The organism is Veillonella sp. KGMB01456 (assembly GCF_023051165.1).
Taxonomy (GTDB): Bacteria; Bacillota; Negativicutes; order Veillonellales; family Veillonellaceae; genus Veillonella_A.
On record NZ_JALKIG010000029.1, the window covers coordinates 22,134 to 29,012 of the forward strand.

At 41.4% G+C, this 6,879-nt stretch carries 6 protein-coding genes; all 6 read left to right on the forward strand.

All coding sequences use genetic code 11. The features are described 5' to 3' along the window. Positions 1 to 10 precede the first annotated feature (10 nt). The 6 genes from MXE28_RS08430 to MXE28_RS08455 all read left to right on the forward strand — a co-directional run bounded on the left by MXE28_RS08430 (position 11) and on the right by MXE28_RS08455 (position 6,700). Positions 11 to 1,213 (forward strand): adenosylcobinamide amidohydrolase, encoded by a 1,203-nt coding sequence (locus MXE28_RS08430; RefSeq protein WP_156705775.1) that lies wholly within the window; start codon positions 11 to 13, stop codon positions 1,211 to 1,213. A 94-nt stretch (positions 1,214 to 1,307) separates the two neighbouring features. Beyond that, a complete protein-coding gene (gene nifH, locus MXE28_RS08435; RefSeq protein ID WP_021842467.1) occupies positions 1,308 to 2,120 on the forward strand; it encodes a nitrogenase iron protein in 813 nt (270 codons plus the stop codon). Next, positions 2,107 to 3,447, forward strand: coding sequence for a nitrogenase component 1 (locus MXE28_RS08440; RefSeq protein ID WP_156705777.1), 1,341 nt, complete (start codon positions 2,107 to 2,109; stop codon positions 3,445 to 3,447). Before nifH ends, MXE28_RS08440 begins: the two co-directional genes overlap by 14 nt. Continuing rightward, positions 3,437 to 4,855 (forward strand): nitrogenase component 1, encoded by a 1,419-nt coding sequence (locus tag MXE28_RS08445; protein ID WP_021842465.1) that lies wholly within the window; start codon positions 3,437 to 3,439, stop codon positions 4,853 to 4,855. The genes MXE28_RS08440 and MXE28_RS08445 overlap by 11 nt, the downstream gene beginning before the upstream one ends. A 13-nt stretch (positions 4,856 to 4,868) precedes the next feature. Continuing rightward, positions 4,869 to 5,876: a MerR family transcriptional regulator gene (locus tag MXE28_RS08450; RefSeq protein ID WP_156705779.1), complete on the forward strand. Its 1,008-nt coding sequence runs from the start codon at positions 4,869 to 4,871 to the stop codon at positions 5,874 to 5,876. A 548-nt stretch (positions 5,877 to 6,424) separates the two neighbouring features. Further along, positions 6,425 to 6,700, forward strand: a complete 276-nt coding sequence (locus tag MXE28_RS08455; RefSeq protein ID WP_006556589.1) for a metal-sensing transcriptional repressor — start codon at positions 6,425 to 6,427, stop codon at positions 6,698 to 6,700. Positions 6,701 to 6,879 lie beyond the last annotated feature (179 nt).

Below are 6,879 nucleotides of genomic sequence, written 5' to 3' on the forward strand. Positions count from 1 at the left end.
AATCTATTTTATGGAACTGTGGAAATTGCCAACCGGCGACTCGGTATCACGTTATGAACGATCAATCGTAGTTAATTTTACCGGACCGCGCAAGGTATTGAGTACCTCTCTATTTAATGGTGGTTATCATGAGGATTATACTTATGTGTTCAATCATGACTCCAAGCCCAGCCCCGGGGAGACGATGTGCACGTCACTGGAAGATTATTTGCAGCATTTGCATGATGTAACGTTGCGTCTAGGTTTTGAACCCACCAAAGGAACCGGCATTGGTACGGCGGCCTACATGGAGAATGTAGCGATTATTGAGAAGTCTTATAAGGAACTTACGGTGACGGCTATTGTTACCGGTGGTATTGATGTTAATGGCGGACGTGTAGGCGATGAAGCGTCGTATTATAGACCGTTGGAAAAAACTGAAACAACTACAGATGACGATATACGTTTTAAAACAGGACGGCAGCAAGCTCCAAATGGTACAGAAGCAGAGCCATTGGGGACAATTAACATCATTCTTTATATTGACGGCGATTTAGCAGAGCCTTTATTAGCTCGGGCATTGGTAACATGCACCGAAGCGAAAACGGCTGCATTGCAAGAACTTCAAGCCGGCAGCCATTATTCCATGGGCATCGCCACCGGTTCCGGCACGGATCAGACTATAGTAGTCGCTAATAGTGAATCACCGTATTATTACGACAGTGCCGGCAAGCATTCCAAATTGGGTGAATTAATTGGTAAAGCTGTCAAAAAAGCGGTAAAATTAGCATTATACAAGCAGACTCATTTGGGGCCGAAACAGCAACATAATCTATTTAAGCGTTTGCAGCGCTTCGGGCTTTCCCTGAACTATCTGTTTGAAAGCTATATGAGTGAGTATGAGGCTGACGGGCATGAGAAGTTTGAAGTGCTTAATGCATTTGAGAAATATGCGCGCAGTAATGAAACTGTAGTTATGAGTGCTATGTGGTCGCATTTGGTAGATGAATGGCTGTGGGGGCTGTTGACGGATGAAGAATTGAATCTCGGCTTAGTACAGCTGGGTTTGGTACCCGTTGAATCATCTGGCTCTTATCCATCGAATAGCCTTGAATATTTTGAGCCGGCCGGTATTTCAGCTACTCACCAATTTGAAGTGGCGGATGTAATTCGTAACTTAGAGAATCATATTATCAATGAAGTGCGTATTCGATTAGGGGATACTACGAAATAGTGAATTACAAGATAGAATCAACAAAGTTATTTTAGATTCATTATAAAATTGCTAACTCTACATAGCCTTATACATTTGAAAGGCAGTGGTTATTATGAAAAAGATTGCTATATATGGTAAAGGCGGTATCGGCAAATCCACGACGACTGCCAATATATCGGCCGCATTGGCGCAGCAAGGGCGTCAAGTCTGTCAAATCGGTTGTGATCCGAAAAATGACTCTACCCGTTTGCTTCTTCATAAGATTTGTCATCAAACGGTGTTGGACGAAGTATGTCTAAAAGATGATGACGTTACCTTAGAAGACGTTGTGCATACAGGTTTTGCCGGTGTTACTTGTATTGAAGCGGGCGGACCGGAGCCGGGCGTGGGCTGTGCCGGTCGCGGTATCATCGTTGCCTTAGAGAAACTCAACGAATTATCGGTAATGGATGACAAAGATATTGTTATTTATGATGTCCTTGGTGATGTGGTTTGCGGTGGTTTTGCCGTGCCGATTCGTGAAGGCTATGCCGATGAGATCTACATTGTTACGTCCGGCGAAACGATGGCTCTCTATGCGGCCAATAATATCTGTAAAGGGATTGCCCGTTTTGCCAAACGAGGATCCGTACGTTTGGGTGGCCTAATTCTTAATAGTCGTATGGTTCCTAATGAAGAGGCTATAGTTAATGCCTTTGCAGAGCGTTTGGGAACTAAAGTTGTTGCCGTGATTCCCCGTGATAATATTGTACAGAATGCGGAAATTAATCGTCAGACGGTTATTGAATATGCTCCTGATAGCGCGCAAGCTACCGTGTATCGTGAGTTGGCAAGCCACATTTGGGATAGTCAAGCGTCGGATATACCAAAGCCGTTAGCATTCGAAGAATTGGAAGAGTTGGTGTATAGCTATGGCCGTGAATAAGCGACGTTTTATCAAAGACAAAGTCAGTTACAGTTGCAGTATGCCTGGTGTATGGAAAGCAGTAGCGCATTCTGAAGGTTGTGTGGTTGTGTATCATGCACCGAAAGCTTGTGCCCATATTACGGAAGAAATGGAACGTAATCAGTACTTTCGTATGTTGGCACGTCGCGAATATACGAATCCGCCGTATACAGCACCGCTCATCACGTCTAATATTGCCAAGAAGGAATCGATCTTTGGTGGTAGTCAGTTGCTGAAAAAATGCTTAGATTATGTGGTAGCAACCTATAAGCCACGCTATATTGTGGTGACCGATTCCTGTGTAGCCGGTGTTATCGGTGATGATTCGGCGGCTGTTTGCCAAGAAGCAGAACAAGAATATGGCATTCCCGTACTCCATGTGGATTGTCATGGTTTTTTAGATGGTGAATATTATGGTGGATTTATTAGCGCTGCAAAATTATTAATTGACCGTTTCATGGCGAAAAAAGAGTTACCTAACGTTACATCTGACCAGCCCTATAAAGTGACACTTATCGGCGAAAAAGACGGGCCCGGCTCAATGGCTATCCAACAATTCTGTGCTTTAATTGAAGATTTTGGTTTAGAGATTTATAAAGCATTTCCCGGTTATTGCTCAATTGAAGATATGCAAAAGATCGGTGAGTCGGATTTTACGGTTATTTTAGGCGGTACACAAAAGGCCTATGCTTATTTACGTGAAATTGCCGATTATATGAACGAAAAGCTTGGTATTTCTCATTTTGCCTCTGATTATCCAATCGGTTGGGAAGGTACGAGGCGTTGGCTCGACGATTTTAGCGTATTTTTGCAAAATTTTAAGAGCGACGCTAAGAATCATAAGATTGAGATAGAAGCGATAAAAGCTAATGTGTGGCGCCGTTTTGAAGAAGGTTTTGAACCTTTTAAAAAGACACTTCAAGAGGCTTCTATCGTGCTTTCTTTAGGTTATATAAACCCTAACTACGATTTGAGTTGGGTTCTTGAGTGGATCCATTTAGGTAATTTATCGTTAGCAAAGGTTGTTATTCTGGATAATGTTCCGGAAACCCAACAGGCTATGTATAGAACGATGGTACAGCGTTTTTATCCGGAGACAACGATTGTTTTAGAAACTGCGGATACGGTATTACCGAAAGATGCTTTAATTATAACTACGCAGGAATTGGCCGAGCCTTTTTTACGACAACTAATATTGCCTTGTTTGCCGCCAATCGGCATGGCCGGTTTGGTACAGATGTATCGCAAGCTGTTTATGTTGGCAAGACGGCGCGGTGAGAGGGGGATTGTGCTCTATGGCTGGTAATTCGTGGTTTAATCATAATGAATGTTTACAAAGTTGTGCCCTTGCCGGTGCTGCCGCTATGGCTGCTGGCATTACCGATGCGTATATTGTCGCGAACGGCCCTACCTGGTGCTACTTTTATGCTATGAAGGTTACTGACCGCCCGGGTCTAAACTTGGGTCAACGCTTTCTGTGTACCTATCCATCCAATGGGGCTATCGTGTTTGGTACTGAAAAAGAATTGCTGCAGACGTTGGCAGATTTAACTAAACTGCCAAAAGCACCGGGATTAGTATTAGTTGAAAATAGTTGTGCTTTTAGTCTGATAGGCGATGATTTGTCGAGCATTGTCAGCGAATCTGATTTGACTTGTCCTATACTTACTATGGACTCAGGTGGTACTTTGGGTGACTTTTGGGCTGGCTATCGTAAAGCCTTGCTTGATTTGCTGAAATTGGTGGATTTTCAAAATGTTGAAAAATCTGCTGATACCAAAAAGAATGGCAAAGTCCATAACGAAGAGTGTGGCCAAGAAAATGGCAATGATAGAATGACTAAGTCACAGTATACGGTAAATCTAATCGGTTGTTCCGTCACGTATTATAATGAAATAGACGATTTGGCAGAGTTGGAACGGCTTTTGAAAATAGTGGGGATAGACGTCAATCTGATATTGGCCGTCAATCATAATATGGCTGATTTGAAGTGTTTGTCGCAGGCTGATTTAAATGTAGTCATTCATCCTGAACTCAGTCATGAGGTGGCTGAGTGGTTATTGAAAAAACTAGCCATGCCGTATATTGAACCGGTTTTGCCATATGGCCTGGAAGGGACGCTTACATGGGCACATGAAATAGTGACGGCACTCATGAAACAGGCCCATGCTGCAGGTTCTCAAGCTGATGAATCTGATACATTAACTAAGTCCGACGATAGAGATGAAGCGCAAATTGAAATACGCTTAAAGCCCCTAACAGACCTTATTCAAAGCGAAAAGGCCCGTCAATTTGAACGGACTAAAGAGATTCAACGTTTATGCGGTGAACCTTGGTTTGATTCTGTTTTAGTATCAGCGCCAAGTTCAGTTGTGCGTGGTATGGAACGGGCCCTTAATGATGAATGGCTTGATGCGGGGCAGTTTACTTATGTTGTGCATGACGATAGCAAATCTAATCCGGACTATTATTCCTATGTACAAGGCCATGATTGGCAGGCCGCTTTGCAAACCGGCGAGAATGGTTTATTATTAGGAAGTGATCAAGAGCGACGTTTATGTGTGCCGGATAAGCATATTGCATATCAAACAATCAGTAATCCGGAACCGGCTGAGATTGTACTGGCTGAACGCCCTTTTATGGGGATTAGAGGTCATCGCCATATGCAAGAAATTATTTGGAATTTATATATTCACAGTTTAGAAAATGGATAAGGAGTAAAGAGTCATGGATACTGACAATAAGGCAAAAATACCTGCTTTTGATACTGATATGAAGCATACAGCTACAAATATTGTCGGTGAGCACGGTTTGGATACTCCAATGAATCTGAGTATTGAGGGGGGCCATGAAAAAGCGATAACTGAAGCGATTGTGATGGACGAGTCAATCCACGACAATTTACTCAGCATTAGTGATATGGCGAAACTTCATGGCTTAACGCGTCCAACGCTTTTGTATTACGATTCTATCGGGCTTTTTTCACCGGTTTTTACGGCATCAAATGGTTATCGTTATTATAGCCGTGTGCAGATTCCGCTCTTGCGTGAAATTTGTTTTTTAAAAGCTTTAGGTATCAGTTTGAAAGAGATTCAAGGACATTTAAATAATCGTACACCGGAAGCAGAATTAGAGTTATTGGCCGAACAGGAATTAAAGATTCAGAAAGAAATGCAAGAGTTAGGGCGTAAGCGTTTAGCTTTGCAGCAGCGACTCTATATGTATAAGGAAGCGGTCAACGCCGTGGCGAGACCACAGGGGGAACCGTTTTTGCGACATTACAAAGAACGTACCATTATTTTTAAAACATTTTTAGAAAACGACTCAGGTGATGTGGATCGTCAAAATATCCACTTAACGTCTATGGAGCTTTGGCGCGATTTATATAATCATGAGTTTTTGCCGGCCTATAGCTATGGTTTTTTGATAAAAGAAGAAGCACTTAAAACGGATAACATGCTTAAAGATGGGGGCTGCTATATTCGAGTTCCCGTGGGGAATTTTGAATTTGAGTCAACTGTCTTGAATTTGCCGGAAGGCGATTATATTTGCTGTTATAAGCGGGGGCGCCCAACTGATTTAACTGTTTTAAAACAGCTCTTGGCTTGGATTGCGGAAAAGGGGTATACCGTTTGCGGTGATGTGGTGGATTCCTGTTTCTTGGATACGACGTTTGACGAAGTTCTTCATGACGAAATTTTTACAATACTTCAGATTCCGGTAGTCAAAAAGTAACGATTTTACATTGTTTGCGTATTGATTTTGTGTTGCTTTTATATTGCCTTTGTATTGCCTTTGTATTGCCTCTGGTGCACATTTATACTGAATATTTAAAATAGTGATAAGATACTATAGAAAATATCATATAAACTTCATCTAATATTTAGGGAAAATCTATTGACTGTAAAGTTACTTTATAGTTTAGAATAGCGTCTATAGAAAAAGTAGTCCCTATGGTAGGACAGTAGTTGAGATGGAGGGATGCAGTATGATGGCAATTTTAATTTTGATTAATAAAGCAATCGAAGATTGGCTCAAAACTTTCTAATGGGAACAAAGAGAATGATGACAACGCAACTAAACAATCGTTACTTTGTAAAAGTGACAGAGAAAGCATCGTAGTTATTTTAAAAATAACTGTGGTGCTTTTTTGTTTACCTATAACTGACAGTAAGTTGACTATGATTATATTTTATTTGAAATATGAATCAGAGTTATTTTATTGACAATACATGTGTTCGCGGTTATTATTAAATAAAGATAAAAAAGATGGAGGATACCTAATGAAACAGTGTATGGATGCGGACAATTTACATCGCCGCCTCAAGAAAATTATCGGGCAAGTGCAGGCGATAGATAGAATGGTAGACGAAGACGTACCATGTGAGGATATTTTATCCCAAATTAATGCTGCAAAATCTGCTTTAAATCGTTGTGGGCAGGTTATTCTGGAAGGCCATATTCGTCACTGTGTACGCGATGGGTTAGAGCACGGCGATGTGGATAAAACCCTTGATAAATTCACTAAAGCAGTAGAACGTTTTGCCAACATGCAGTAGCAGTAACATGTAGATGTAAGGCGATTGATTCGTCGGTGTATGTTTACGAATAAAATTGAATAGTAAGTCCTTAAGGCGAAGAGAAAATCTTCGTCTTTTTTATTGTACGCCGAATAGGCATGATAAAACCCCCAGTTAAACTGGGGGTCGGTAAAAAATTCTTATAGAAAAGGAAAGAA